23 protein-coding genes and 1 tRNA gene are annotated in these 24,721 nt (G+C 69.4%); 17 read left to right on the plus strand and 7 right to left on the minus strand.

Annotation, left to right across the window (positions count from 1 at the left end; translation table 11 throughout):
• Nucleotides 1-117 precede the first annotated feature (117 nt).
• On the minus strand, nucleotides 118-582 hold the full coding sequence (locus U5640_RS20785; protein ID WP_067256541.1) for a GatB/YqeY domain-containing protein: 465 nt from the start codon (nucleotides 580-582) through the stop codon (nucleotides 118-120).
• 103 nt (nucleotides 583-685) lie between these two features.
• On the opposite strand from U5640_RS20785, the gene U5640_RS20790 reads away from it, so the two are divergent.
• The 17 genes from U5640_RS20790 (at nucleotide 686) to U5640_RS20870 (ending at nucleotide 19,338) form a co-directional block, all read left to right on the plus strand.
• Complete coding sequence (locus U5640_RS20790) at nucleotides 686-1,612, plus strand: metallophosphoesterase (protein ID WP_340377270.1); 927 nt, start codon at nucleotides 686-688, stop codon at nucleotides 1,610-1,612.
• A gap of 193 nt (nucleotides 1,613-1,805) precedes the next feature.
• The gene (locus tag U5640_RS20795) at nucleotides 1,806-2,594 is read left to right on the plus strand and encodes a Pr6Pr family membrane protein (protein WP_340377271.1); all 789 of its coding nucleotides are present in this window, start codon (nucleotides 1,806-1,808) and stop codon (nucleotides 2,592-2,594) included.
• Nucleotides 2,595-2,636: 42 nt separating this feature from the next.
• Nucleotides 2,637-2,710: transfer RNA gene (locus U5640_RS20800), tRNA-Pro, on the plus strand.
• Between the two features lie 419 nt (nucleotides 2,711-3,129).
• Entirely contained in the window at nucleotides 3,130-3,462 is a 333-nt protein-coding gene (locus tag U5640_RS20805; RefSeq protein ID WP_340377272.1) for a DUF4365 domain-containing protein, read from the plus strand.
• A 298-nt stretch (nucleotides 3,463-3,760) separates the two neighbouring features.
• Nucleotides 3,761-4,720 carry a hypothetical protein gene (locus U5640_RS20810; protein ID WP_340377273.1) on the plus strand — a complete coding sequence of 320 codons (960 nt, stop codon included), beginning with the start codon at nucleotides 3,761-3,763 and terminating at the stop codon, nucleotides 4,718-4,720.
• Nucleotides 4,721-4,887: 167 nt separating this feature from the next.
• Nucleotides 4,888-5,985, plus strand: coding sequence for a tyrosine-type recombinase/integrase (locus U5640_RS20815; protein WP_340377274.1), 1,098 nt, complete (start codon nucleotides 4,888-4,890; stop codon nucleotides 5,983-5,985).
• Nucleotides 5,982-8,597: a site-specific integrase gene (locus U5640_RS20820; protein WP_340377275.1), complete on the plus strand. Its 2,616-nt coding sequence runs from the start codon at nucleotides 5,982-5,984 to the stop codon at nucleotides 8,595-8,597. The genes U5640_RS20815 and U5640_RS20820 overlap by 4 nt, the downstream gene beginning before the upstream one ends.
• Nucleotides 8,594-9,169 (plus strand): DUF6262 family protein, encoded by a 576-nt coding sequence (locus U5640_RS20825; protein WP_340377276.1) that lies wholly within the window; start codon nucleotides 8,594-8,596, stop codon nucleotides 9,167-9,169. The genes U5640_RS20820 and U5640_RS20825 overlap by 4 nt, the downstream gene beginning before the upstream one ends.
• Before the next feature lie 76 nt (nucleotides 9,170-9,245).
• Nucleotides 9,246-9,659, plus strand: a complete 414-nt coding sequence (locus U5640_RS20830) for a hypothetical protein (protein ID WP_340377277.1) — start codon at nucleotides 9,246-9,248, stop codon at nucleotides 9,657-9,659.
• A complete protein-coding gene (locus U5640_RS20835) occupies nucleotides 9,652-11,010 on the plus strand; it encodes a caspase family protein (protein WP_340377278.1) in 1,359 nt (452 codons plus the stop codon). The genes U5640_RS20830 and U5640_RS20835 overlap by 8 nt, the downstream gene beginning before the upstream one ends.
• 664 nt (nucleotides 11,011-11,674) lie before the next feature.
• The gene (locus tag U5640_RS20840) at nucleotides 11,675-12,994 is read left to right on the plus strand and encodes a hypothetical protein (protein WP_340377279.1); all 1,320 of its coding nucleotides are present in this window, start codon (nucleotides 11,675-11,677) and stop codon (nucleotides 12,992-12,994) included.
• A 124-nt stretch (nucleotides 12,995-13,118) separates the two neighbouring features.
• Nucleotides 13,119-14,012, plus strand: a complete 894-nt coding sequence (locus U5640_RS20845) for a phosphorothioated DNA-binding restriction endonuclease (RefSeq protein ID WP_340377280.1) — start codon at nucleotides 13,119-13,121, stop codon at nucleotides 14,010-14,012.
• Between the two features lie 64 nt (nucleotides 14,013-14,076).
• Nucleotides 14,077-14,355, plus strand: a complete 279-nt coding sequence (locus U5640_RS20850) for a ribbon-helix-helix domain-containing protein (protein WP_240102980.1) — start codon at nucleotides 14,077-14,079, stop codon at nucleotides 14,353-14,355.
• On the plus strand, nucleotides 14,352-14,777 hold the full coding sequence (locus tag U5640_RS20855) for a PIN domain-containing protein (protein ID WP_340377281.1): 426 nt from the start codon (nucleotides 14,352-14,354) through the stop codon (nucleotides 14,775-14,777). The genes U5640_RS20850 and U5640_RS20855 overlap by 4 nt, the downstream gene beginning before the upstream one ends.
• A gap of 320 nt (nucleotides 14,778-15,097) precedes the next feature.
• A complete protein-coding gene (locus U5640_RS20860) occupies nucleotides 15,098-16,744 on the plus strand; it encodes an IS1182 family transposase (RefSeq protein WP_340377282.1) in 1,647 nt (548 codons plus the stop codon).
• Between the two features lie 440 nt (nucleotides 16,745-17,184).
• Nucleotides 17,185-17,406 carry a hypothetical protein gene (locus U5640_RS20865; RefSeq protein WP_340377283.1) on the plus strand — a complete coding sequence of 74 codons (222 nt, stop codon included), beginning with the start codon at nucleotides 17,185-17,187 and terminating at the stop codon, nucleotides 17,404-17,406.
• 312 nt (nucleotides 17,407-17,718) lie between these two features.
• A complete protein-coding gene (locus U5640_RS20870; RefSeq protein WP_340377284.1) occupies nucleotides 17,719-19,338 on the plus strand; it encodes a hypothetical protein in 1,620 nt (539 codons plus the stop codon).
• A 78-nt stretch (nucleotides 19,339-19,416) separates the two neighbouring features.
• Here the strand turns inward: U5640_RS20870 and U5640_RS20875 are convergent, their stop codons facing one another.
• The 6 genes from U5640_RS20875 to U5640_RS20900 form a co-directional block, all read right to left on the minus strand.
• Nucleotides 19,417-20,064, minus strand: coding sequence for a DUF3105 domain-containing protein (locus U5640_RS20875; RefSeq protein ID WP_340377285.1), 648 nt, complete (start codon nucleotides 20,062-20,064; stop codon nucleotides 19,417-19,419).
• Between the two features lie 146 nt (nucleotides 20,065-20,210).
• A complete protein-coding gene (locus tag U5640_RS20880) occupies nucleotides 20,211-20,642 on the minus strand; it encodes a hypothetical protein (RefSeq protein WP_340377286.1) in 432 nt (143 codons plus the stop codon).
• 89 nt (nucleotides 20,643-20,731) lie between these two features.
• Nucleotides 20,732-22,153 carry a HAMP domain-containing sensor histidine kinase gene (locus tag U5640_RS20885; protein WP_340377287.1) on the minus strand — a complete coding sequence of 474 codons (1,422 nt, stop codon included), beginning with the start codon at nucleotides 22,151-22,153 and terminating at the stop codon, nucleotides 20,732-20,734.
• On the minus strand, nucleotides 22,150-22,881 hold the full coding sequence (locus U5640_RS20890; protein WP_340377288.1) for a response regulator transcription factor: 732 nt from the start codon (nucleotides 22,879-22,881) through the stop codon (nucleotides 22,150-22,152). Before U5640_RS20890 ends, U5640_RS20885 begins: the two co-directional genes overlap by 4 nt.
• 41 nt (nucleotides 22,882-22,922) lie before the next feature.
• On the minus strand, nucleotides 22,923-23,318 hold the full coding sequence (locus tag U5640_RS20895; RefSeq protein WP_340377289.1) for a peptidase: 396 nt from the start codon (nucleotides 23,316-23,318) through the stop codon (nucleotides 22,923-22,925).
• Nucleotides 23,319-23,505: 187 nt separating this feature from the next.
• Entirely contained in the window at nucleotides 23,506-24,693 is a 1,188-nt protein-coding gene (locus tag U5640_RS20900) for a hypothetical protein (protein ID WP_340377290.1), read from the minus strand.
• Between the last annotated feature and the right edge of the window lie 28 nt (nucleotides 24,694-24,721).

Genomic DNA, 24,721 nt, shown 5'->3' on the forward strand with positions numbered 1-24,721 from the left:
TGGTACGGCGCCCCGAGGCCACGGCATGCGGGCGCGGCCGCTGCGTGCGGGTGAAGCCCCGGCGTGCGGCTGCGCGTGCGGCTGCGGCGTGCGGCTGCGCGTGCGCTGCGGCCGGGATCAGCCCGCGAGCAGCTTTTTGACGACCGCGGCGACGCGCCCGCCCTCAGCCAGCCCCGCCACCTTCGGGTTCACGATCTTCATGACGGCGCCCATGGCCCGCGGCCCCTCGGCGCCCGCCGCCTTCGCCTCCTCGACGGCCTGGGCGACGATGTCGTTCAGCTCCTCGTCGCTGAGCTGCTTGGGCAGGTACGCGGCGAGCACCACGCCCTCCGCCTTCTCCCGCTCGGCGGACTCGGGGCGACCACCCTGCGCGAAGGCGTCGGCGGCCTCCCGGCGCTTCTTCGCCTCGCGGGTGATCACCTTCTGCACCTCGTCGTCGGAGAGCTCACGCTTCTCCTTGCCCGCGACCTCCTCCTTGGTGATCGCGGCGAGCGTCAGCCGGAGCGTCGAGGAGCGCAGCTCGTCGCGCTCCTTGATCGCGGCGTTGAGGTCTTCCTGAAGCTTCGACTTGAGCGTGGTCATGCAGGTGATTGTCGCAGGTGCGGCAGCCCCGACGCCCGCTCATTTCGGGGGCGGGGGCAGACGGGGTGTCAGCCGGGCCCAACGGGTCTGACACGATGGAGGCATGCGCGCGCGATACGCAGTACCTCTGTCCATCGCGGCGGCTGGCGCCGCCGGTCTGGTGTACTCGGCGGGTTTCGAAGCCCGCTCCTTCCGCCTCCGACGGGTGACGGTCCCCGTCCTCCCCTCCGGAATGCGCCCCCTGCGCGTACTGCAGGTCTCGGACATCCACATGGTCGGCGGCCAGCGCAAGAAGCAGCGCTGGCTGCGCTCGCTGGCCGGTCTGCGCCCCGACTTCGTGATCAACACGGGCGACAACCTCTCCGACCCGGAGGCCGTCCCGGAGACGCTGGACGCCCTCGGCCCCCTGATGGACTTCCCGGGCGCGTACGTCTTCGGCTCGAACGACTACTACGGCCCCACCCTGCGCAACCCGGCCCGCTACCTCCTGGAGAAGGTCCAGGGCCGCCACGGCCTGAACGGCAACCCGCCCGCCGTCGGCGTCGTCCACAACCCGTGGGAGGACCTGCGGGACGGTTTCGACGGGGCGGGCTGGCTCAACCTGACCAACACTCGGGGCGTCCTGAAGATCGACGGCATGTCGATCGAGCTGACCGGCGTGGACGACCCGCACATCAAGCGGGACCGCTACGCCCAGGTCTCCGGCGGCCCCTCGGCCTCCGCGGACTTCTCGATGGGCGTGGTGCACGCGCCGTATCTCCGCGTCCTCGACGCGTACACGGCGGACGACTACCCGCTGGTGCTCGCCGGCCACACCCACGGCGGCCAGCTGTGCATCCCCTTCTACGGCGCCCTCGTCACCAACTGCGACCTCGACACGGACCGCGTGAAGGGCCTGTCGACGCACACGGCGCAGGACCGTACCTCCTACCTGCACGTCTCGGCCGGCTGCGGCACGAGCCGCTACACACCGGTGCGGTTCGCGTGCCCGCCGGAAGTGACACTGCTGACGCTGGTACCGAAGGACTGACCCGGTACCGAAGGACTGACCCGGTACCGAAGGCAGGCTGCCCTGGTACCGAAGGCAGGCTGCCCTGGTACCGAAGGACCGGCCTGGTACCGAGGGCTGACCTGGTACCGAAGGACTGACAGCGACAGCCCCTTCTTCCCCCATCCGGCCCACCCACATCGCCCCCTTTACCCCGTTTGCCTACTTTGGGGGCATGACCGCGCCGATACCCCGGGACATTCCGGAGCTGCCCGCGATTCCGCGGACCCACGCGCTCCTGCCCTCCTTCGTCCCCGCCTCCGCGGTGGTGCCCCCGGTACGCCGCCCCCTGACCGCCGTGCTGCGCCTGCTCCTGGCCGGCACGGCAGCCACGGGCGTGACCCTGGCGCTCCTGATCACGGACGCCCCGTTGCGCACCCTGAGTCACTTCTCCCTCCAGAGCAACGTGCTGCTGGCTGGGGTGACCCTCCTCTCGGCCCGCCGCGCCTGGTCGGCCCGGCCCCCTCTGTCCGCCGCCCTGACCGGCGCGGCACTGCTCTACATCACGATCACGGCCCTGGTGTACCACCTGCTCCTGCCAGACCCGGCCCCCCACTTCCTGGCGACGGCCCCGGCGATCTCCCCCACCCTCTGGACCACCCTGACCAACCACCTCCTCCACACGGTCACCCCCATGGCCGCCCTCCTCGACTGGCTGCTCCTGACCCCACCGGGCCGCATGCGCCTGCGCCGGGCGGCGACCTGGATGCTCTACCCCGCGGTCTACCTGCTCTTCCTCCTCCTCCGCGCCCAGCTGATCACCCCCACCACGCCAGGCCGCTACCTCTACCCCTTCCTCGACGCCGAGGCCCACGGTTTCAAGCACACCCTGGCCAACGCCCTCCTCCTCGGCCTCTCCTTCTACGCCCTCGCCGTCCTCCTCGTGGCCCTCGACCACGTCCGCCCCAACCCGATCCGCCACCGCGCCAAAACCGGATTTCGTCTCCAGCCACCAGTGGGCTAAAGTAAACGACGTCGCCGCGACAAGCAGGACAAGCAGCGACATCGGGGTGTAGCGCAGCTTGGCAGCGCGCTTCGTTCGGGACGAAGAGGTCGTGGGTTCAAATCCCGCCACCCCGACACAGGTCAGAGGCCCATTCGCTTGATCGCGAATGGGCCTCTGTCGTGCGTACAGCAGCGGAGTACAGCAACCGCTACGACTCTTGCTGGCCGTCCTCGGCCGCCTGCTCTTCCGCCCGCTTTGCTGCTTGCGCTTCCCCTTCTTTTCCTTCTTCTGCTTGCTGCCGCCGCCCATGGACATCTGGGAACAGACGACAGCCAGGTCCGATGTCACTGTCAGTGGCAGCCCTTAACTTAGGGAGCGTGGAACCCGTGCTCGGCCAGGTGACGGGGGTGGACGTGGCATCGTCAACTGTTGCTGGCAGTACGGCGCTTGAGGCCCTATTTCCACATTTCCCCTCCACCTCTATCCTCGCGATCAAGCGTCGTGTCACACTCCGGGATCGCGGTCTGATGGTGGACGTCGACATCCAACTTAAGTGCACCGAGAGCCCCCGCACTGTCCGGGGCGATACAGCTTCGACCTGGACATCGAGACGTACAACAAGCTGCGCAGCACGGAGCGCTCGGCGCCCGGCCATCTGGTCCTCCTGGTAGTCCCACCCAACCTGGAGTTATGGGTCACCCAGCATCAGGATTCGGTCGTACTGGCCTGCCATGGGTACTGGGCATGCCTGCACGGTCGGGAGGCGGCGAACAGCTGCGCCACTACAGCGATCAGCCTGCCGCAAGAACAGCAGCTGACGGCGAAGTCCATGCGCTCCATGTTCGACATGGCGCGGAGCATTCTCTGTTCGGCAGCACGGCGGTGAATTGACATGGCCACCGACGAACTCCCCTTCGGGCCTGACGAGATCCGGAGTTACCTCGCGGTTCACTGCCACGTGCCGGATGCGACCCGCGCACCCTGCCTGAATGCGGGCTTGCCAGGCTGCCCGCAAAGGAGCATAGATTGGCTCCAGTTGATCGTCAGGGGGAGCGGTGGCAGGGCGGGACCTTCGAACGCTGTTCAGCTCGAACGACCGGAGCATCGCCGCCAGTGAGGCGTTCACGAACCGGCAGGCACAGTGGCAAGCGGTGACCGTCGGCCTCGCTGAGCACATACGGCACGTGACCCGTGCGGACTTCGACGTGGAGGACCTGGAGGCTCCCCGCCGCAACATCCTCGTGTTCCACGGTGTGGGCGGGATCGGCAAGTCCACGCTCTCCCGCAAGATTGAGGCGTCGCTCGCCAGCAGCGAGCACCGTCCCGTGCAGTGGGAATCACCGTCCCACCCCGAGGAACGGACGCTGCCGGTCCGCATCGACCTCGCGCGCGCCGCGGGCATGGACTTCGAGCGCGTCATCCTCACCATCCGTCTTGCCGTCGCCGCGCTCGGCCGGCCGATGCCCGCCTTCGACCTCGCCTTGCGCCGCTACTGGGAGCACAACCACCCAGGCGAACCGATCGAGGACTACCTGCGCCGGGGCGGACTGCTGAGCCGCTTCAGCGCCGCTGCCGCCCTGCCGCAGCAGATGCAGTCGGCCCTCAGCGACGTGGCCCAGGCGCTGCTCCTGCCCGGCACCGTCGGGGGTGCGCTCGGCCATGGGGCCGGAGCGCTCATCAAGGCGTTACGCGAGCGGCGCCAGTCCGTACGCGCCCTCGCCAGCTGCTCGCGCCTGGCCGACCTCCTGGAAGCCGAGCCCGACCTGGAAGCCCTCAGCTTCTACCCGCACCTGCTTGCCTGGGATCTGGCCCAACTCCCGGCCGACAAGAGCGCGCTACCCGTGATCCTGCTGGACACCTTTGAGGACACCGGCGACCGCACCCACCGCGACTTCGAGCGCCTGCTCCAGCGCATCGTGTGGCTGATGCCCAACGTGTTCTTCGTCGTCACCGGACGCAACCGCCTTCAGTGGGCGGAGACGAGCCTGGAAGGGCAACTCGACTGGACCGGGGCGAACGCCTGGCCCAGCCTCGTCTCCGACGCAGCAGATAGAGGGTCCGGCGTATCCGGCCGCCAGATCCTGATCGGCGACTTTACCGACTGTGCTGTGAGTGTCGGGGGCACTCGTCGGGGTGGTCTGTAGGGCTTTCGCGTTCTCGTTTACCGATCTCGGCAAGGCTGTTCGTCGCGTCGGGATGGGGCGGGAGGGGCATGTGCGGAGCGTGATTGTCTTGGATGACATTCGTGTCGAGGAGATGCTCCGACGGGACGGGAGCCGGGCGTACACGATTGTGTGGCCGGACCCTGACCGTGGACGAGGAGGCGGACTGTTTCCTCTGCCAGTACGAGGGCTCGGGGACGCAGAAGACGTACGCGTACACCCTTGTCGATCACCTGCGGTGGCGGGTGCGCGAGGGGCTGACGACGGCGAAGCTCTCGCTGTCGGATCTGCAGCGGTACATGGGGGCGGTCGGGGCACGGGTGCCGATGCCGTTCGGAGAGCCGTGGCGGGTGCCGCCGAAACGTCCGTACGGCTCCGACGCCCTCAAGGTCACGGCTGCCTGCTTGAAGGGCTTCTATATGCACCAATGCGCCCGGCAGGGGGTGAACCCGGAGCTGAAGGCGGCGTTGGATGTGCGGCGGCTGCCGACTCAGCCGGACCGGGACCGAGTTCTGCTGGGGCACGTGGTGACCTCGATGTCGGCCAACCCTCTGACTCCGCCCGACCATTCGCGCCGTCGGCATCCCAAGATGCTCCCGGAGGGGGCGAGGCCCGAGCTGCTGAGCGAGGTCAACACGGCCCGAGATGCGATGGTGGTGACTTGGCTGTCCGACACGACCCTGCGGATCGGCGGGCTGACCGGGTTGCACCTGGTCGACCTGCACCTGCGGGAGAAGGCGGCCTGCGGCGAGTGCAAGAGTCCGCACGTTCACGTGTGTCACCGCGGGGCCAACGTGAACCGGGCGGCGGCGAAGAAGAAGCCCGAGTGGCAGCTGCAGGACGGTGTGATCACCGGTGGGGAGATCTACCGGGTGAGCCCGGCGATGATCAGCACCTACTTCGCCTACATGACCACCGAGTACACGAAGTACGCCACCGGGCACGGGATGCTGCTGATCCAGCTGCACGGGTCGAACACCGGTGATCCGTGGACGGCCGACGCGGCCCGCGGCATGCTGCGGCGGGCCGGGAAACGGGCCGGTCTGCCCGGCCGCATCAAGCCGCACCAGTTCCGGCACAGCACCATGGGCAAGATCCTCGACGCGTCGGGCAACGATCCGTTGGTGGCCAGGGAGGCGGGAAACTGGGCCTCGATGAGGATGGTCGACGAGGTCTATGGCCATCCTGATCAGCACTCGCCGGGGTTCGTGGCCGCCTTGAAGGCCGTCTGGGGTGAGGAGGAATGAGTACTCCCGCCCGTCGGCTGCTGCCCGTGCTGTCGCCGTCCTCGGTTCCGAGCCGCACCACCGGCGACCGGCTGGAGCTGTTGACCGCCCTGCTCAACGCGCCGACGTTCGACGCCGCCTTCAGCACGGACGTGATCGACCTGCCCGGCGACCACCCCGTCTACGCCTGGGAGTGCGGCGTCCCGCGGTGCGAGCGGCCTCTGAACCCGGGCACCGAGTTCTGCCATATGCACCTACGCGACTGGGGCCGACAACGCCGGGAAGGCGTCAGCGTCGCGGAGTTCCTTCGCGCCGCCCAGCCGTTGAAGCAGGCGTCCTGGAAGACGCCGCCGCCCTGCCGGATCTGTCGCCATACCCCGTCCTGGAGTCCGGACCGGCTGTGCCACATGCACGCCACCCGATGGCGCCGAGCTCAATATCCGCACCTCAAAGGGGGTGCTGTCCCGGACTTCGATGAGTGGGCCAACCAGCCGGTGCTGCCCTCGTTCGGGCAGTGTCAGGTGGTGCCGTGCCCCGAGGCCGCAGTGCATGCGCTGGGACTATGTCGGCGCCACCGACTCCTCTATAACCGCGCCGGGTGTCCCGGCGGAGCCCGGCTTCCTCATCACTGGGGCCGGCTGGCCAACGAAGGACACACGTCCGGTCTCGTCAGCTACCAGGACGAGGCAGCCTTCCGGCGATGGTGCTGGGAGACCGTGCCGATCATGCGCTCTCACGGCAAGGTGTCGCTGCTGGGCCTGAAACCTCTGGTCAAGGCCGAGATCCAGTGGGCGATGTTCCATCACACCCAGACTCCGGCCCAGGGCACGAACTGGGCACTTCCCTGGATCCAGCACCTTGCCGAGACCTGCCGGACCGCCAAAGCGGACTCTCTGGCCGACCTCGACCTGGACACGTGCAACCGCCTCGTCCGCCAGGTGGGCACGGCGATGCTCGGCTACCTGCGGCTGGTCTACTTCACCCGCGAGGACACCAAGGACGCCGGGTTCATCGAGACCGAACACTTCGGCGTCCGCTTCCCCCACGCCGGGAGCAGAATCGACCTGGGGCGAGTCACACAGCGCTGGCTGCGGGACCTGCTTTGGGACTTCCTGGCCGGCCGGCTGAAGACGAAACCGCCGCGCAGCCGAACCAGTTTCGATCAACTCCGCCGGGGGTGTGTGGAGTTGAGCGCCTATCTCGAAGGCTTCGTGCCGGGCGGAGGTCACGACCCCACGGTGCTGTCCGAGTCCCATGCGACGGACTTCGTCGCCGATCAGCGGCACCGAGCTCGGCATGGTCTGAAGTCGCTCGGCGTCCACCATCATCAGGGTGATCGTCGGTCTCGACATGCCGGTGAGCCTTCAATCGCCACCGCTGGAACCCTCTCGACCGTTTTGATGAGTGTTCGCCGCGTCCTGCGCGAAGCACTGGAGACCGGGGCTTCTGACAAGATCGGATTGGATCGCAGTTTCATCGTTGCGATGCCGAGGGCCACGGCTCCAACGGGGCGTCGATCGCCGTTCCCCGACGACGTCGCCAGGGCCCTGGCCCACCCGACCAACCTGGCGAACCTTGAAACGTTCGACATCAACAACCGCGGTCTCCGGGACGCCTGGGAGACGCTCGTCCTCGTCGGCCGCCGCTGCGGCGAGGTCCTCAACGCCCGCCTCGAATGCATCGGCCGGCTCAACGGACTCCCGATGTTCTGGCACGACCAGACCAAAGTCGGCAACTACGACGAGGCCATCCGCATCCCCGAACGGCTCTATCAGCGGATCGAACGCCGCCAGGCAGTGACCATCGCCCGCTTCACCCAGCGCTACGGGCAGCCTCCAACACCGCCTGAGCGCCTGCAGATTGCCCTGTTCCGCCGGCAGTACAGCAACCGCAACCTGCTCAAGGGCGCCAGCTACGGGTGGTTCCACAAGCTGTTCCGCGACTGGGTCGACACGCTTGACATCGCCCACTGCGTCCCCCACCAAAGCCGGCACACGCTGGCGACGAACCTCTTGCGCAACGGCGCCGACCTTATCCACGTCAAGCGCTACCTCGGGCAGGTCTCCGAGCGGATGGCCGAGCACTACGTCCACCTCGCCAACACCGACCCCCGCCTTGAGCAGGCCCTGCAGACCATCTGGGTCGCCGACCCCGGATCGGACGAGCCCGGACTGATCCTGTCCGGCAGCGAGCCCATGTCCAAGGAAGAGGCCGAGGCCCTCGCCATCGACCTGACGCGCCGGTCCACCCCGGCCGACGGCGGGTTCTGCACCTTCCAGCACGTTGTCGACGGCGCAGCCTGCCCATTCGATCTCAACTGCCACAGCTGCGAGAACTTTGTGATGTCGGGCGCAGACCTCGTCTTTTGGCACCGCAAGCGCGAGCAATGGCGCATGCTCGCCGAACGCGCGCCCGACAGTGCGACCGCCGACTACCTGCACGAGGTCTTCGAGCCCACCGCCCGCGCGATCACCGGCCTGGAACGTGCGCTGGAAGCCGTCGGTCTCCTGGACGAGGCCCTCGCGCTCGACCTCCGCCGCCCCCAGGACTACTTCGGCCGCGTCTGGTCCACCGCTTTCCGAACCGCAGACCTCACCGAGCCACCGGAAACCGACAATGGTGATGCCGCATGACATCCAATGCCGACTCCCCAGCGGCCGCGATCGCCGCTCGCCGCCGCCAGACCCGCACCAGACTGACCCAGCTCGAGAAGGCCATCACTCAGCTTCGCCGCGAACGCGGACAGCTCAACGTCCGAGCCATCGCCGAGCGAGCGGGAGTGTCCGCCACCTTCTGCTACGAGAACACGGACGCACGAGCCCTGGTCCAAGCAGCCGTCGCCGACGCCCGACAACGGCGTGATCAAGGAGCCCAGCAAGAACATGAGTGCATCGAAGTCTCCTGGCGCGAGCGTGCACTCAACGCCGAGGAGGCCCTCACCCGCACCCAAGAGACCGTCTTCACCCAGCGCAAGCGGATCGGCCAACTGATGGGCCAGCTCCGAGACGTCGAACAGAGTGCCCCCGCGGATTCCACCCCAGCCCTCCGCACCGAGAACGCCTCACTCAAGCGCCGCCTGGACCAGATGATGCGAGAGCACCGCTCACTGCAGGAGCGACTCGAAGGCGCCCGTTCAAACCTGCGGTTCGCCGAGAAACGCATCGCGGACCTGGAAGTCCAGCTACTCGAACAGGACCATTTATGACGCACACATGGTTCGGATGTCGCGCTTTCCGTCTGAACAAGCCCGCGTTCCGGCACTTTCTGGCAGGATGATCGGCGTGAGCGAGCCCTACAAGCCCTCCAGCGAGATACAGCTGAGCCTTGGCGGCCAGGACATCGATGTCCTGAATGACACTGACCAGCTACGTTCTCTCCGCACGTGGCTCATGTTGGAGGATCCGCTGCGTGGGGCAGTCACCCTTCCCGCTGCCGCGCCGGAACCTGGTCACATGGGTGGCGTGGTTGACGTGCTCACGGTCGCGGTTGGCTCCGGTGGTGCGGCAGCGGTCCTGGCCCGTTCCTTGACAACCTGGCTCATCCAGAGGCGTACGGATGTCACGGTCACCTTGACCGGCGAGGACGGTAGGCAAGTGAAAGTCGACGTACGCCGTGCTCGCCATCCGGAGGCGGTGATCCGAGAGGTGGTGGCCTTGACCGAAATGCCTGACCCACCGGGCTCGGCCGATGCCTGACCTCTGGTGGCCGGATGGCGAGTTATCGCGCATCCTGCTTCTGGGAACCGTCGAATACCAGTCGACTGACCTGACACCGATGCTTTCCGTACGCGACAACCTCACCGGACTCCGCGCGCTACTCACCGATCCTGATCGCGGTCTGTTTCTTCCTTCGCGTTGCCGAGTATTGGGTGACGACGAACCGTTGAGCATGTCCGCGCTCGGCGCTGCTCTGGCCTTTGCAGCACAGGATGCCACTGATTTACTGCTCGTCTACTACGCGGGACACGGCCTCCTCGATGAGGACGGGCGGCTGTACTTGTCACTGCCGGAAACCGACCCTGACAATGTCGGCTTCAGCGCTATCCCGGTGGACCTGATCCTGCGCAGCCTCGGCCGGGCTCGCGCGAAGGCACGGGTTCTCATTCTGGATTGCTGCTTCTCCGGACGGGCGGTGGCAGCGATGACATCACCCGGCAGCGTCGTCGTCGGTCAACTGGAGCATTCGGGAACCTACACACTGACTTCCACCACTCACACAGCACCGTCATACGCCCCGCCTGGCGAAGAGCACACCGCTTTCACGGGCGCCTTACTGCGCGCGCTGAAGAGCCCGGCCCCGCTTACACTCAACGAGATCCATAAGTTCATCGACGCCGAGCTGGTCAGCCGAGGCCTTCCCCGTCCCCAGAGCCGGGCGGTGAACACAGCGGGCTCCTTGGCGCTGGCTCGTCCGCCGATACTGGCGGCCCAGGAGTCAGCTGCAGTGCCTAAAATCCCGGCTGAATTGGTTTTTGGCAAGCCGCCGTTGAAAGCCTGGATTCGGTGGTGCGGCATGTTGTCCGCCACGGCGCTATTGTTAGCCGATCCGCCACTTACCTACTACCTATGGGGGCCGCTGAAGGGTGGGCCATCTGTCCTGCTCCTCACCATTTTTATGGTACTGGTTGCCATGATAATTTTCCCTCGCCGCTCCAGCCCAACCCTTACGATCAATACCAACGGACTCTCCCTCTCCCCCGATCGAGGCTCTCCGCATCACACTGATGTGAGCTGGGAGGATGTCATGTACATTGGGCTTCTCGCCAGCGCCAGACTACGTTCGGGGCAGGAGCACCGGACGCATCGGAACATCCTGTTGGTGCGGCCGAGGCCGGGCGTATACCTGCCCCTATATCCTCTAGGTGAGGGTGAGTTTGAAAAATTGGGTTACCACACGCTAGGCACCCTCAAGGAGTTTAACGCAGACCCGATCCTCTTACGCGAGGCGGTGATGACTTTCGCCCCTAATCGCTTTCGTACCAACAGCCAACTTTTTGACTTGGATCCGCGCCTTATCTCGCTGGCCGAGCGACAGTCTCATGCCTGACCAGGCCCTGGCCTGTCGGCGCCTACTCCGGAGGCGGGTCTCGAGGCGAGGTTTCGAGCGGTCGTCTGCTCTCCACCATCAAGCGCCGTTGACGTTGCGAAGGGCGGCAGGGGCGGCCTCCGCGTGCTGGCGGGCGGCCAGAGACGAACTGCCGGGTGCGCGGGGTGTCCGTCATCCGTACCGCCGTGCGAACTCCGTCGCTGATGTCCTCGACGGCGTCCGTGAAGAGTTTGCCGACAAGATTGAAGCCGACCTGGCGGGCGCCCAGACAACCGTCCACGACCTCTACGCGACGCATCGCCGCAGTTCACTGCCAATCCACACATCTTGAGAGTCGGTAAACAGTACTTCTCCCCTGAAGACTGCGAGGACTATCTGGCCCGCAGGCTCAGCCGCGACGGGCAGCCGCTGATCGACGAACCGGTCCGCCGGATCATCGCCGAGCGCTCCCACGGGCTGCCCCTGTACCTGGACCTGTCGGTCATGCGCTACCTGGAACTTCGGCGCAGTGGCAGGCAGCCACAGGTCACCGACTTCGACCACGACTTCCCCGCACTGATCGCCCGTACCCTCAGCGACCTGACCGCCGAGGAACGCGACGTGCTGCGCTCGGTCAGCCTGCTCGACGCGTTCTCTGTTCCTCTGGCCACCCCAGGTCGCCGGCATGAACCACGACGCGCCCGCCCTACGCTTGACCGAACGCCCCTTCATCCGGGAGTCCCCCTCCGGTGTGTGGCCCTTCCATCTCCACGACCTGATCCGCGCCGCCATCCGCAACGCGGACGACGGCAGTGACGACCGCTGGTCTGAGCAGGACTGGCAGCGCGCGGCCCAGCGCGCCTTCGGTGCCCTGGAATCGCAGTGGCGCCAGGACCTGCGACGTGACCGCGCCGTGCTGGTCGGCTGTCTCCAGCAAGGGCTGCTCCTTGCACGGGACTTCCGTCTCGATCTCGGCTGGCTCGCCGATGCCGCATTCCAGTACGTAGGGGACTCCGTCTGGGAACCGCTGGCACTTCCCGCAGCCGATGCCAGGTCGTCGGACGGCCTGCAGACCGCGGCGGACGCCCTGGTGGAAACACTCAGCGCCATCGCCAGGCGCCAGCACGAACACCGTGAACGCACAGCCGGGCGGCTCTCCGCCGTCCTTGCATCGCAACTGCTCCCGGATGACCTGGTCGAACTGGCCACGTATTACCTGGCGAAGGCCCAGCGGGACCTCGGCCTGACCGATGATTCGCGGCGCGGCATGCAGCGTGTCGCGTCCGCCGACGGTCGGCTCGCTTCCGCCGCTCGACGGGGCCTGGCGCATCTGAGCCGGCTGTCCGGAGATTTCCCTGCGGCGGTGGAAGCCGCTGGGAGGCTGGGCTGGGAAGGACGGCACCATCGGGTCCTGGGAGACGTGTGGTGGGTGCAGGGAGACATGGAGCGGGCGACCGCCGCCTACCTGGCAGCCAGGAGCGAGGCCGAAGAACACGGTGCGGCCGGCGAGACCGCCATGGTCCAGGCGCATCTCGCCTTCGCCGTCTCCTTCGCCGACCCGCTCCGCGCCGACGATGAACTCGACCTGGCGGACCGGCTGCTGTCGCGCCTCAGCCTGCGCTCCAGTGAGATGACCGCTCGCATCGCCGCACTCGTACGCGACGCCGGGTTCGAGGCAGACCTGCCGGACCGGGCGGCCGTCCTGCTCGCCGAAATCGGCGTCTCCGGCATTTCCTACGCCGCCGCGAAACTTCAACTGGCCCTGTGCTTCCACCACGCCGTCCTCGACAACCAGGACGACCTCACCACCGCGATCACCCGCCTGAACGAACTCACGCAGAGCGGCGACTACGCCCACTACGTCGAGATCGCGCACTTCATGGCCGGCCTTCCGTTCCCCGAGCACACCGCGCGAGCACGGTGGATCGACGGAGAACGACAGACTCGCGAACGCTGGCGGCACCTGGTTGAGAACCGTCGCAGTCGCCTCGGCACGACTCGTTAGGCCGCAACGGGCAACGTCGCACGAAGCCAGTGACCCCACGATGTCCGGGCGCCATCTGGGAGTCGACCCGCTCCCCATGCCTCCTCGAAACCACCGCACCCCAACGCCACTACGATCGCCGGTCATGGACTGGCTGGAGCGTGCCGCGAAGCTGAGGCAGTGGAGCAGAAGCGGGACCCGCGCTCCGCACAAGCCGCTGCTGTTCCTGTACGCGCTCGGGCGTTTCCAGCGGGACGCCGACGGTGAACTGCGGTACAGCGCGGTGGAGGACGACCTCAGACGGCTGCTGGCCGAGTACGGTCCGCCCAACAGAACGACGCCCGCCTACCCGTTCCACCATCTGGTGAGCGATGGCGTGTGGGAGGTACGCACCGATCGCGGACCGGGCAGCCCCGGCAGTGGCGTGCGGGAGCTGCGGGAGATCGGAGCCGCAGGGCGGCTGACGCCGGAACTACGGGCGGCGCTGCGGCGCGAGCCGTCGTTGCTCGGCCGGATGGCACGGGTCCTGCTCGACCTGAACTTCCCTCCCTCGCTCCACGGCGATCTCTGCGAAGCCGTCGGCCTGGAGCTGGAGCCGACGGAGAGCGAACAGTTCTCGGCCGTGCGCGGGCGGCGGGATCCCCGGATGCGGGAGCAGGTCCTGACGGCATACGAGTACCAGTGCGCCTTCTGCGGCTACGACGGCAGGATCGGCGCGGTGCCGGTCGGGCTGGAGGCCGCGCATGTGCGCTGGTGGGCGTTCGACGGCCCTGACGACGTCGACAACGGCCTGTGCCTGTGCGCGCTGCACCACAAGCTCTTCGACAAGGGCGTCCTCGGCATCGGTGACAGTCACCGCATCCTGGTCTCGCAGCGCTTCGTCGGCCACAGCCCCGCCGCCCGCGAGCACGTCATAGCGCTCGCCGGCCGCCCGCTCATCGGACCTCAACCGGGTGCCAGTCCCGTCGCGGCGGTCCACCGCTCCTGGCACACCAGCCAGGTCTTCCACGGCAGCCCACGGCCCGCCCCGGCCGCCTGATCGCCGAGCGCCTATCACGTGACCCGCTGGTAAGGAGTGCGATACCGGGAGTATGGTCTCTTGTATGGCGACGAAGAAGGTAACCGTGACGATTCCCGAGGATCTCCTGGACGAGATCCGCGCGGACGCGGCAGAGCGGGGCCTGTCGGCGTATGTCGCCGAAGCGCTGCGCTTCAAGCGCGACCGGGACCGGCTCCTGGAACTGGTCGACTGGCTGCAGGAAGAGCACGGCCCCGTCACCGAGGACGAGCATGCGGCAGCGCTCGTCGAGCTGGACGAACTCGACGCCGAACACGAGCGGCGTCGAACCGCCGGAAAGCACAACGCCGGAGAGGCTGCGTGAAGAAGCGAGCCGCCGAGCACGGACAGCGATCCCTCCGCGTCTTCGTACTGGACTGTGAAGCCCTGTCCCTTGCGGTACGCGGCGACCGGAAGATGATCGCCTGGCTCGACCTCGCGGCACGCGGGGAGGCCGAAGTGGTGACGTCCCCGATGACACTGGTCGAGGCGTACGACGGCAGAACGACCGAGCAGCGCTGGGACTGGGTACTGTCCCGACTCCAGGTCGTCGACATCGGGAAGGACGAGGCCCGCCAGGCGCGTCGCCTCCTGACCGACGCCCAGTTGCACGGCCACAAGTACGCGATCGACGCCGTGCTCGCCGTCATCGCGCGACAGCAGAGGGGACAGGTCACCGTCTTCACCTCGGACGTCGACGACCTGGAGAAGCTGGTCCCGGACACGATCGTCGTCAAGAAGGTCTGACCCGACCCGCGCTCCTCCAGCGCCCGCACCCACGCTGGTGTGCACCCGCGATGCCATCGCGTACTTCGTCCGGACCACATCGGCAGTCTCCGACGCCGGGCAGCGGACGGCGAATGGAGTGGCCGACTCGGCTTCCTGGCGCTGGTGGGCCGGTGGATTGCCTTCGGGACGCAGGGCTGACTCTCCCGACAGCTGAGTAGCAGATCAGAGGGCCCTTACCGGATCGGACGCTGTTGGTAAATGCGGGGGCCTGAGTGACGACGGCCTGCATGACCCCGTTGGGGTTGTGCAGGCCGTCGTCGTGTTTCTGGGGTGGGTTCGTGTCGTTGTGTGGGGTGGATCTGGCGGAGATTCCTGAGGAGACGGTGCGGGTGGCTCGCGCGGTGTTCCCGAAGGGGTGTCTGGCGATGCGGGTGCGGGATGCGCTCGGGCCGGTCTTCGCCGATGCCGACTTCGAGGAGCTGTTCCCGGTGCGGGGGCGACCGGTGGTGTCGCCGGCCAGGCTGGCGCTGGTGTCGGTGTTGCAGTTCGCGGAGGGGCTGACCGACCGGCAGGCCGCGCACGCGGTGCGCTCGAGGCTGGACTGGAAGTACGCCCTGTCGCTGGAGCTGACCGACACGGGCTTCGACTTCTCGGTGCTCAGTGAGTTCCGTGCGCGGCTCATCGAGGGCGACGCGGGCGGGGCCGTGTTCGATGCGGTGCTGCGGGCGGCCGGTGAGGCCGGCCTGGTCAAGGCGGGCAAGCGCCAGCGCACGGACGCCACCCACGTACTGGCCGCGACGAGGGATCTGAACCGGCTGGAGTTCGTGGTCGAGACACTGCGGGCGGCACTGAACCAGGTCGCCGAGGTGGCCGGGGAGTGGCTGGTGACGATGGCGGCGCCGCAGTGGTTCGACCGCTACTCCGCCCGGCCGGAGGACACCCGTTTCCCCTCTCGGTGGGCTGCCCGTGTCGAGCACGGCGACCAGTGCGGAGCCGACGGGATGGTGCTGCTGCGCGCCATCCGGTCGCCCCAGGCTCCGCCCGCCCTGCGTGACCTGCCCGCGGTGGAGTTCCTGCGTCAGACATGGGTGCAGCAGTTCCACCATGTCGACGGCGTCGTGCGCTGGCGCGAGCCGAAGAACACACCGCCTGGCCTGATCCGCTTACGCACCCCGCACGAGTCCGAGGCCAGGACCGGCGCGAAGCGGGATCTGGGCTGGTCCGGCTACAAGGTCCATCTCAGCGAGACCTGCGAGCCCGACGCCCCGCACCTGATCACCCACATCCACACCACCACGGCGCCGGTGAGGGACGACGCCGCCCTGGAGGACATCCACACCGCTCTGGCCGGCCGCGGGCTGGTGCCGGACGAACACCTGGTGGACGCCGGATACGTCGATGCCGAGCAGATCCACCACGCCCGTCGCGATCACGGCATCAACCTCGTCGGACCGGTCGGGAAGAACACCATCCGGCAACAGACGGCAGGCGGCTTCTTCGACAGCACCCGTTTCACCGTCGACTGGGACCAGCGCCAGGCCGTCTGCCCCGGCGGCCACACCAGCGTCCAGTGGCGAGACGCCCGGAGCCAGTACGGCACCCCGGTCACCCGCGTCCGCTTCGCCGAACGCCACTGCGGACCCTGCGAACTGCGGACCTCCTGCACCACCGCCGAAACCGGCCGCAACCTGACCCTGCGGCCGAAGGCCGAACACGAGATCCTCCGGCAGGCCCGCAGCGAGCAGGACACCGACCACTGGCGCCGTCGCTACGGACACCGCGCCGGCGTCGAGGGCACGATCTCCCAAGGCGTCCAGGCGTTCGGCCTGCGCAGATCCCGCTACCGCGGGCTTGCCAAGACCCGGCTGCAACACCACTTCACCGGCGCTGCGATCAACCTGGCACGACTCGACGCCTGGCTCACCGGCCGGCCCCTTGCCCGCACACGAGTCTCACCCTTCGCAGCACTCCGCCCCGCTGGATGAGATCCAGCGGGGCGGATTTACCAACAGCGTCCGGATCGGTGAGGGCCCTCTGGTGTTGCTGCGTGTCCAACCGCGTGACGAAACTCTTCGCCGGTCCGCACGTGTGGACCGCGGACACCGCGACTCCGCCACCGACGCCTCGGTGATCGCCGACACCCGCGCCCACCTGGCGGAGTTCGAGCGGGAGCCGGCCGCCAGCGGCGACAGCGCCGAGGTGCTGAAGGCCGCGATGCGGGTCCACGGCCCCGGCAAGGAGCCGTGGGAGGTCTACGTCGTCAAGGCCGACGCCGACACCCTCGCCGAGGGCGCCGGCCCGCACGCCTGCTGCCGGCCCACGGCCCCCCTCCGAGCAGGGTGCCGCCGTGAAGCCGCGGCCCCGAGTGAGCACAGATGTGTCTCGTCACGGTCCGCCCGGCCCGGGCGGGCGCATACTGGGGGCAATGACAAAGCCTGCCGCATCGAAGCGTCACCTGCCCACCAGTCCCTTCAAGGCCCCGGTCGCACCGGCTCCCAAGCACTTCGCCGTGGGTGACCAGGTCACCCATGACATGTACGGCCTCGGCCGAGTGATCGGCATCGAGGAAGGAATCGCAGCGCTCGTGGATTTCGGCTCGGCGCAAATGCGGATCCTGAGCCCGTACCCCAAGATGACCAAGTTGTAGCCGCGCGCGCCGCGGCGGCCCAGCGCTCAGGGGCCGCCACGGCGCGAGCCGCTCGACCGACCCGCCCGCAGACCGCCGATGAGCGGCAGCGCCTCGGCACCGCGCTGCCCCGAGTCGCCGAAAGTCGCCCCAATTTACCCCAATTCGCATCGATTTCTCCTGGTATACCTTGATCGCCCCCCGTTGCCGCCCGTCGACCCGCCGACGGGTCGGCCGTGCGGGCCCGTGGAAAAGCAGTCCATGCCGTGAAGTCCCCGCTGCTAGCATCGCTCGGCTTTATGTCATGACCAGCTCACGGGGAAGGCTTTCATCGTGCAGGCAAGGAAGAGACCCTGGCGGACCAGGCTGCTCGCGGTGGGCGTGGGAGGGCTGCTGATCGGTGCGCTGGCGGCCGGCCCCGCGCAGGCCGCGGAGCAGGAACAGCAGGCCGGGCTGCGGCTGACGGCCCTCGCCGTCGAGCAGGACACGGTGGACGCCACCTCCGGCGACGCCACGGTCACCGTCGACTGGACCGTCGCGGACGCAGACACGGCGGCCACCGATCTGTTCGGCACCCTCACGGTTCAGCAGGTGGGCGCCGACGGGCAGCTCGTCGGGGCGCCGCAGGACCTGACGTTCTCGTTCGAGCCGCAGTGGCCCTACCAGGCGAGCGCGGTCGCCGGCACGATGGCGTCCGCGGACTACAGCTACGCCTTCCCGGTCCCGCAGTACGCGGCGGGGTCCACCGCCCGCTGGGCCGTGGTGGGGGCGACCGCGCGGGACGACCGCGGCGGCACGTTCACCGCGGGACGCGACGCGCTGGCGCCGTACGACGCGGCGTTCACCGCAACCCATCTCGTCGACTCCACGGGACCGGCGTACGACGGTCTCGGCACCGTGCTCGACCAGCCCGAGTACCTCTACAACGCCGACGCCTCCGTCACGGCGAAGTACCGGCTGAACATCACCGACGCCGAGTCCGGCTTCTTCCGGGGGGAGCTCGTCCTCGGCGGCCCCGCAGGCGCGACGGCGAGCGGGACGGTCCGCCTGATCCGGCAGACCGACGGCACCCTGCGGTGCGGGGACTACGACGGGTACGACAGCCACGACGTCTCCTGCACGGTGGAGGTCACCCTCCCGGCCGGCGCCCCCGCCGGGGCGTGGTCCGTCTCGCGCGTCGCGCTGACCGACGCCTCGGGGAACGTCGGCGTCACCGAGGGGCTGTCGCAGGACCCGGTGCACCTCACCCAGAACAGCACGGTGCAGGCCTCGGACTTCGCCATCGGTCCCGCCCAGTACAACAACTGGAACGGAACGGCGCCGCTGACGATCACGATGAAGCCGTCCGGCTACCGCGACGGCATCGCTTCCGTGACGGTGCTGCTGGACGGCTGCGCCGGATCGGTCACGGAACATCCCGAGATCGCGTCCGACGGCTCGATCTCCGTGCGGGCCACCGTGCCGCCGATCTACACGAGGCGGTGCGCGGTCACGGGCATCGGCATCACGGACGGTACCGGGGCATCGGCGGCGTACGGTGAGCGCTTCCACGGGCCGGCCCTGGACCTCGTCGCCACACAGATCCCCGACACGGCGGCCCCGGTGGTGAACGCGGCCTCGCTGAACATCACGTCCGTGCCGAAGAGCGCGTTGCCGCGCAACGCCGTTCTCACCCTCGATGTGACGTCGTTCGTGGGCGTCGGCGGTTTCAGCCTCACCGTGTACGACGCGAGCGGCGCCTCCGTCGGCGGCAGCTCCGGTGGTGTCGCCACCGTGTCGAGCGGCCGGCTCGACCTGGTCGTCAGGCTGTATCAGGACCTCACTCCGGGCGAGTACACGGTCGGCTTCACCCTCACCGACATGGGCGGTCTGCACACCCAGTACGGCTACCCGGGCGGCCACGGTCTGCCCGTGCCCGGCGGACCGCTCCGCATCACGGTGACCGACGGCTGAAAACAACGCCGGTTCCCGCTTCCTGCCGACCGGTCGGCGCCCCGCCCGTCCGCGGTGGCGGGCGGGCGGGGCGCCGGCTCACGCGGACTTGCCGCCCGTGCAGGCGGCGCCCGGCTCCGGGGTCTGCTCGCCCTGGACGTACTTGTCGAGGAACTGCTGCACGCGCGGGTCCGAGGCCGTCTTCACGCCCAGCTGGTGGCCCCAGGCGGACAGGGTGATCGGGGAGGTCTGGCCGGTGTAGGGGCTCATCAGCGTGTACGGCGTCCGCTCCACCCGGTCCTGGAGGGCGCTGACGTCGGCGTCGGCCGCCCGGTCGTCGTACGTGATCCAGACCGCGCCGTGTTCGAGGGAGTGGACGGCGTTGGTCTCGGAGATCTCCTCGGTGTAGACGTCGCCGTCGCAGTTCATCCAGACCGGGTCGTGGTCGCCGCCGACGCCCGGGGAGGTCTTGTAGTCGACGGGCGTGCCGACGTGGTTCTGCGTCAGGCCCTTGTAGACCTTGACGCCCTTCACCGGTGCGGCGACCGCGGCCGCCTTGGCGTCCCGCTCCTCGCGGGCGTCCTGGACGAGGTACCAGCCGCCGCCGGCGGCCGCGGCCAGGACGACGCCGCTCAGCGTCCAGGTGATGATCCGGTTGCGGCGCTCGCGGGCCGCCTCGGCCCTGCGCATCTCCTCTATCTTCGCGCGGCGGGCGGCGCGCTCTTCCTTGGCTCGGGAAGACCCCATGACATGTCCTTCTGCGGTGGGTGCGGACCTGCGCCGCGAGCGCGGGGCAGGGGGAACGGCGGCACGACGGCACGACGGCACGGCAGTACGGCGGCATGGCGGCATGGCGGCCGTACGGTGCCGGCGCTGTCGGCTGTTCGCCGTTCCTAGGTCCGCTGCACCTGGAGCCGGTGGATGTCGGGGGTGCGGGCGGGCGGGTCCGGGGCTCCGCGGGAGGACGGGGCGTGCGGGGCCCGGGCCGGCGCGATCGCCTCGCCCACCGGGCGGAACGGCACCGCCAGCGGTCCGGCGGTGCCCGCGACCGCCCCGCTCACGGGACGGCAGTGCGTGCCGCCCGGCCGGTGTTCCCGGTCGGGACACAGGGGTGCGGCCGACGACCGGGCGCCCTCGTCCCCGTCCGCGGCGCCCGCCCACACGGCCGCCGCCGGAGCGGCGAACGGCTCCCGGGCGTCGTGGGCACAGACGGGAAGCGCCCAGAGCAGAACGGCGAGCAGCATCACCCAGCGCAGCACGAGAACCGGGGCCACGCGTCCCGCCGCGCCCCGTACGCCCTCCCCGCGCTCACCCATCGCGCTCACCCATCGCGCAGATCGTAGCCAAGAGGGGGAACGGACCGGGAGCCCGATCCGCCGCGGGCCGATCGCGGCTCCGGAAGGCGGCGGCCGGTTCACCAGGAGCCGACTCCGGCCCTCCCCTGCGCTCCGGAGGCCGGGTGCGTCCCGGCCGGGCCGAGCGGGGCCGGGCGCAGCCGGATCCGGGCGAGGAGGCCGGTGCCGGGGGCGGGGTGGAGGGTGATCGTGCCGCCGGAGGCGTCGACGAGGTGGCGGACGATGGGCAGACCGAGGCCGGTGCCGTCGTGGTGGGTGTCGGAGGCCCGCCAGAAACGGTCGAAGGCACGGGCGCGGTCCGCGTCGTTCATGCCCGGCCCCTGGTCGACGACGTGGAGTTCGGTGCCGGGGGACCGGTGGAGCGTGAGGGTGCTGCCTGCCGGGGAGACGCGCAGGGCGTTGGCGACCAGGTTGTCGATGATCTGCTCCAGCGCCCCCGGTATCGCCCATACCCCGCCGACGGGCGGACCGGTGACGTCGAGGGTGACGTACTGCTCGGCGGCCAGGGGTTCCCACATCGCGACGCGGTCGGTGAGGACGGTGTCGAGGTCGACGGGTTCGGGGGTGGTGGCGGTGTTCTCCAGGCGGGCGAGGGCCAGCAGCCCCTGGACCATGCGGCCCAGGCGTTCGACCTCGCCGACCGCCTCGTCCAGGCTGGGGTGGGCGCGGGGGTCGAGGTGGGGCTCGAAGTTCTCCAGGCGCAGCCGCAGCGAGGTCAGGGGGGTCTTCAGCTGGTGGGAGGCCTCGGAGGCGAAGGCCTGCTGGGCCCCCAGCAGGTGCTGGAGGCGGGTCGCCGTGTGCGTGAAGGAGGCGGCGAGGCGGCGCAGTTCGGGCGGTCCGGTGGCGGCGTCGGGCGGGTCGGCCAGATGTCCGTCGGCGAGCTGGGCGGTGGCCGCCTCCAGGGTGCGCAGCGGGCGCGTGATCCAGCGGGCCAGGCTGAAGGCGACCAGCGCGACCGCGGCGAGGACGCAGGCCCCGCCCAGGGCGAGGGCGCCCCAGATCCGGTGGACGCGGGCGTCGACCTCGGACAGCGGGTAGGTCAGCCGCAGGGTGCCCCGGACGGTGGTGCCCGAGGCGCCGGGCAGGGTGGCGGAGAGGACGTCGGCGCCGTCGCCGTCGGTCGTGGTGGTGACGGTGGCCCGGTTGGCCAGGGCGCGGGCGATGTCCGGCTGCGCCGCGAGGCTGATGCCGGTACGGCCGTCGGGGTCGGAGTCGGCGAGGACGGTGCCGTGCCGGTCGGTGACGACGACCCGGCCGCCGTTGCGCTCGGTGTACTCGTCGAGCACCTCGGGCAGCGCGGCGAGTTCGCCCTTCTCGATGTCCTCCTCGGTGATCTCGGCGAGCATGGCGGCGTCGCGCTCCACGTCCCGGGCGGCGCGGGAGGTCTCGCCGCGGGCGTAGACGTACCCCAGGGGGATCTCCAGTCCGGCGAGGACGAGCACGGCCAGGGCGAGATAGCTGAGCAGCAGGCGCCTGGTCATCCGCCCGCCTCGCCGCCGCGGCCGTCGGGGACGGTCAGGCGGAAGCCGACTCCGCGGGCGGTGGTGATCCAGCCGGGGTCGCCCAGCTTGCGGCGCAGCGCGGCGACATGGGCGTCCAGGGTCTTGGTGGGGCCGAAGAAATGCGGGTCCCAGACCGTGTCCATGATCTGCTGACGGGAGTGGACCGTGCCGGGGTCCTCGGCGAGATAGGCCAGCAGGTCGAACTCCCTGGGCGTCAGGGCGACGGGGTGGGCGTCGAGGTGCACCTCGCGGGTGCGGCGGTTGACTGTCAGGGGCCCCAGGGAGTGGGCCCCGGGGGCCGACGCCGGCACGCCGGGGCTTTCCGGCATCCCGGCCGGCGCGTAGGCGGGGGCTCCGGCGCGGCGGGTCACGGCCCGGATGCGGGCGATCAACTCCCGTACGCCGAAGGGCTTGGCCAGGTAGTCGTCGGCGCCTAGCTCCAGTCCGACGATCCGGTCGGCCTCCTCGCCCCGCGCGGTGATCATGATGATCGGGACGGCGGAGCGGGCGCGCAGGCCGCGGCAGACGTCCAGGCCGTCCATGTCCGGCAGACCGAGGTCGAGGAGGACCAGGTCCGGCGCCACCACGGTGTCGGCGAGACCGGCGGCGCCGGTGCGGACGTGGTCGACCGTGAAGCCGTACCGCCCGAGCCCCTCGGTGAGGGGGCCCGCGATCCGGTCGTCGTCTTCGATGAGCAGCAGCCGCATGGCGCAAGGCTCGCACAGCTGTGCAGGCGCTGTCGGAGGGTTCACCCGTCGGAGTCCTCGGTCTCCTCCGTGCCCTCCTTCTTGGTGTCCGTGACCTTGAAGGACGTGTCCAGGTACACCTCGATCGAGGTGCCGTCGGCCTGCTTGACCTCCACCGCGTACATGCCGGGCTTCTCGGCGTCCTCCTCGGACTTCACGACCGTGCCCGGGTAGGCGGCGAGCGCGGCGGCCTCGGCCTTCTCCTTGATCTCACCGGTCAGCGGGGGTTCGGTCTTCTCGTCGGCGTCGCCGGCCGCGCCTTGCGCCTGCTGGGCCGCGCCCTGCTGCGCCGCCCCCGAGTCGGTGGTTCCGGAGTCGGAGCCGCCGCAGGCGGTCAGCGCGAACAGCAGCACGGCGGCGGGGGCGGCGAGCAGGGCACGGCGGGGCAGAGCACGCATGAGGGGGTCTCCTGACGAGGGGAATCACGGGCCGGCGAACCGCGAGGGAGCACGCGGAACCACGAAGGATCACGCGGGATCACGGGCGGTTCGCTCGGGATTCACCCTAGGAAGACCACCTCCAGAGACAGCCCAGCGGACGGAGAGCGGCAGTCCAGCAGACCGCCAAGATTTCGCGGTGCCGCGGTCAGCGGGCGGCCGCGTCGGGCTCGTCCGCCGCCGAGGGGTGGATGTACCTGCCGCGCTGGAACGGGGTGAACCACGCGTCGAAGGGCACGGCAGCGACCCCGAGCGGGCCTTCGAAGGCACCCCCCGCGCCGGGCTGCTCGTGCTGTCCGCCGCCGTGGGCGTCATAGGCGTCGTGGGCGTCGCGGGCGTCGCGGGCGTCGCGGGCGTCGTGCACGTCGTAGAGGTACTCGTGGTCCATGTCCTCGTAGAGGTGGTCGGTGAGCGCGTCGAGGGCGGCCGCCACGTCGTCGTCGAGCAGGTCGTGCAGCTCCAGGATCGTGGTCGTCCGGCTCAGCAGCAGGCGCAGGGCGAGTCCTTCGGCGACGCAGCCGAGCCGCTGGAAGCTGCCGTCGGTGAAGCGGGTGGTCAGGGCGACGGCGGTGACCAGGAAACGGCGGGCGAACGGGGCGTCGTACTGGAGGGCGTAGCGGTCGGGGAGCCGTTCGAGGTGCCAGAGGGGGCCCTCGCACTCCGCGACCGTGGCGTCCTCCTGGGTCAGGACCTGGACGTCCTCGAAGAGTTCGTCCACCAGGACGTCGGTGGCGTGGACGAGGGCGCCGGCGGCGAGCCTGGCGCTCTCCGGCGGGACGGCGAGCCCCTCCTCGCCGTCCAGGACGCCGAACCCGGCCGGGGGCAGGGAGCGCAGTTCGTCGGCCAGCTCCAGCATCCGGCGGCGCATGGCCGCGGATCTGCGGGCGGCGTCGGGGCCCGCGCCGGTGGCGAGGTCCACCGCGGCCTCGGCGTGGCGGGCCTTGCGGGCGACGGGGTCGTCGGGCGGCGCGTCGGGGCCGTCGGCGGCTTCGAGGCTGGCCAGGGCGAGGTCCTGGTGGAGTTCGACCTCGCAGCGCTCGATCTCCCAGTCGGCCAGCAGCTCGGTGCGCTCCAGCAGTTCGTCGACGAGCACCCGCACCGAGTCCTCGGCGAACTCCAGCGCCGGGGCGTCCACGACGACCTTCAGCAGGGCGCCGCCGGGGTGGACGGCCACGATGGTGTCGAGGACGTCCACCTCCAGTCCGTCGGGCCCTTCGACGGCCCGCACGGAGTCGAATCCGTCCTCGATGAGCGACACCGCGCCGGCGCGCTGCAGCGGGTCCATCTCCGGAGTGCCCTCCGGGATGCAGGTCTCCACGGTCACTACGTACGTCACGCGTCCGAGCCTTACAGCAGGAACGCCC

Origin of the sequence: Streptomyces sp. SS7, from assembly GCF_037993025.1 — a bacterium.
GTDB lineage: Bacteria > Actinomycetota > Actinomycetes > Streptomycetales > Streptomycetaceae > Streptomyces.

Bases quoted from the DNA above. Each gene is read 5' to 3' on its own strand.
- U5640_RS20845 (WP_340377280.1), top strand. From the start codon at position 13,119: ATGGACTGGCTGGAGCGTGCCGCGAAGCTGAGGCAGTGGAGCAGAAGC.
- U5640_RS20850 (WP_240102980.1), top strand. From the start codon at position 14,077: ATGGCGACGAAGAAGGTAACCGTGACGATTCCCGAGGATCTCCTGGAC.
- U5640_RS20865 (WP_340377283.1), top strand. From the start codon at position 17,185: ATGACAAAGCCTGCCGCATCGAAGCGTCACCTGCCCACCAGTCCCTTC.
- U5640_RS20835 (WP_340377278.1), top strand. From the start codon at position 9,652: ATGCCTGACCTCTGGTGGCCGGATGGCGAGTTATCGCGCATCCTGCTT.
- U5640_RS20840 (WP_340377279.1), top strand. From the start codon at position 11,675: ATGAACCACGACGCGCCCGCCCTACGCTTGACCGAACGCCCCTTCATC.
- U5640_RS20885 (WP_340377287.1), bottom strand. From the start codon at position 22,153: ATGACCAGGCGCCTGCTGCTCAGCTATCTCGCCCTGGCCGTGCTCGTC.
- U5640_RS20790 (WP_340377270.1), top strand. From the start codon at position 686: ATGCGCGCGCGATACGCAGTACCTCTGTCCATCGCGGCGGCTGGCGCC.
- U5640_RS20895 (WP_340377289.1), bottom strand. From the start codon at position 23,318: ATGCGTGCTCTGCCCCGCCGTGCCCTGCTCGCCGCCCCCGCCGCCGTG.
- U5640_RS20890 (WP_340377288.1), bottom strand. From the start codon at position 22,881: ATGCGGCTGCTGCTCATCGAAGACGACGACCGGATCGCGGGCCCCCTC.
- U5640_RS20875 (WP_340377285.1), bottom strand. From the start codon at position 20,064: ATGGGGTCTTCCCGAGCCAAGGAAGAGCGCGCCGCCCGCCGCGCGAAG.
- U5640_RS20825 (WP_340377276.1), top strand. From the start codon at position 8,594: ATGACATCCAATGCCGACTCCCCAGCGGCCGCGATCGCCGCTCGCCGC.
- U5640_RS20820 (WP_340377275.1), top strand. From the start codon at position 5,982: ATGAGTACTCCCGCCCGTCGGCTGCTGCCCGTGCTGTCGCCGTCCTCG.
- U5640_RS20785 (WP_067256541.1), bottom strand. From the start codon at position 582: ATGACCACGCTCAAGTCGAAGCTTCAGGAAGACCTCAACGCCGCGATC.
- U5640_RS20795 (WP_340377271.1), top strand. From the start codon at position 1,806: ATGACCGCGCCGATACCCCGGGACATTCCGGAGCTGCCCGCGATTCCG.